Source organism: Streptosporangium sp. NPDC004631, assembly GCF_053601935.1.
In genome coordinates this window covers 1-1,482 of the sequence record NZ_JBSGCR010000078.1, presented here as the reverse complement: position 1 = coordinate 1,482, position 1,482 = coordinate 1, and the positions used below count along the sequence as shown (strand labels likewise).

Here is a 1,482-nt window from a genome sequence, read left to right as displayed (position 1 = left end):
TGCCGATCGGCCTCCAGCTCATCGGACGCCCCCACCGGGACCAGGCCGTCCTGGAGACCGCCAACGCCTACCAGCACATCACCGACTGGCACCTGCGCCGGCCGCCCATCCTCCAGACAGCAGCTCACCCCTCCACTCCCGCAGAAGGAAACTGACATGACCTCAAGCCGGCGATTCCGGGGCCTCGCCCTCGCCATCTCGATCCCGCTCGTGGTCGGCATCACCGCGGCGTGCGGCAGCACGACCAAGCAGGAGGCCGACTTCCCCAAGAAGGGCAAGGCCGTGACGCTCATCGTCCCGTTCGCCCCGGGCGGGCTCAGCGACCTCGCCGGCCGCCTGCTCGGGCCGGCCCTGGAGGATCAGCTCGGCACGCCCGTCGAGATCCTCAACAAGCCGGGCGCGAGTTCGCAGATCGGCCTGACGGCACTGGCCCAGGCGAAGGCCGACGGCTACACGCTCGGCTACACGCTGCTGCCGACGACGCCCAGCGCCTACCTCGACCCGGCCCGCAAGGCCGCGTTCACCCGCGACTCGTTCAAGCCGGTCGCGAACCACTTCGTCATCCCGGTCGTCGCGGTCGTCTCCAAGGACAGCAAGATCCAGAATCTGAAGGACCTGATGGCCGAGGCCAAGGCCAAGCCGCGCCAGGTCAAGGCCGGCACCGGCGCCCTCGGCGGTCCCGCGGACATGGGGCGGGTGCTGATCGAGAAGACGGGCCAGGCCGAATTCGCGAACGTGCAGTTCGACGGCGGGGGCCCGGCCATGGTCGCCCTGCTCGGCGGTCACACCGATGTCACCTTCGGCACCATCCCCGAGGTCCTGCAGTACGTCAAGAGCGGGCAGGTCCGCGCCATCGGCGTCATGGCCGAGGCCGAGACCGACCTGCTGCCCGGCACGCCGACCTTCAAGGCACAGGGCATGGATCTCGTCATGCTCTCCGAGGGCGTGCTCTCGGTGCCTGCCGACACCCCGCCCGCCGTCACGGAGAAGCTGCAGTCTGCGGTCGACAAGGCGCTCAAGGCCGAGGGCATCGAGAAGAAGAGCCATGAGCTGGGGATCATCAACCAGTTCATGACCGGTGACGAGGTGGGCAAGCGCTGGACGCTCAGCGAGGAGACCTACGCCAAGGTCACCAACTGAGCATCCCCGAGTCATCACCCGCGGGGTGGCGCGCGCCCGCGCCACCCCGCGCAACCACGGAGGCAGCACTCGTGAGCACGTCAGGAGTCGCCGAGGAATACGAGTTTCTCGGCATCGACTCGAATCTTCTCTCCCCCCGCCTGCGCCCGCAGGTCGAGTCCCTGCGCGCGGCGCTGGCGGCCATGTCGGTCACCGACGTCGACCAGGTGGAGCCGTTGTTCGTCTCGCCCCTCGACCAGAGGGAGGACGATGTCTGAACTCGCTGGATTGTCGCTGGCCCGGGTGGGTGAGTTGATCCGTGACCGGGAGGTCTCCCCGGTGGAGGTCACCGTGGGTGTTCTG

2 protein-coding genes are annotated in these 1,482 nt (G+C 68.6%); both read left to right on the top strand.

The window, feature by feature from the left end; translation table 11 throughout:
* Positions 1-156: 156 nt before the first annotated feature.
* Positions 157-1,140: a Bug family tripartite tricarboxylate transporter substrate binding protein gene (locus ACWEF2_RS31615; RefSeq protein ID WP_453819911.1), complete on the top strand. Its 984-nt coding sequence runs from the start codon at positions 157-159 to the stop codon at positions 1,138-1,140.
* Between the two features lie 71 nt (positions 1,141-1,211).
* Positions 1,212-1,397, top strand: coding sequence for a hypothetical protein (locus tag ACWEF2_RS31610; protein ID WP_453819910.1), 186 nt, complete (start codon positions 1,212-1,214; stop codon positions 1,395-1,397).
* The last annotated feature ends 85 nt before the right edge of the window (positions 1,398-1,482 follow it).

What these genes read in the sequence shown, in the direction of transcription:
- ACWEF2_RS31615 (WP_453819911.1), top strand. Translation starts at nt 157, where the DNA reads ATGACCTCAAGCCGGCGATTCCGGGGCCTCGCCCTCGCCATCTCGATC.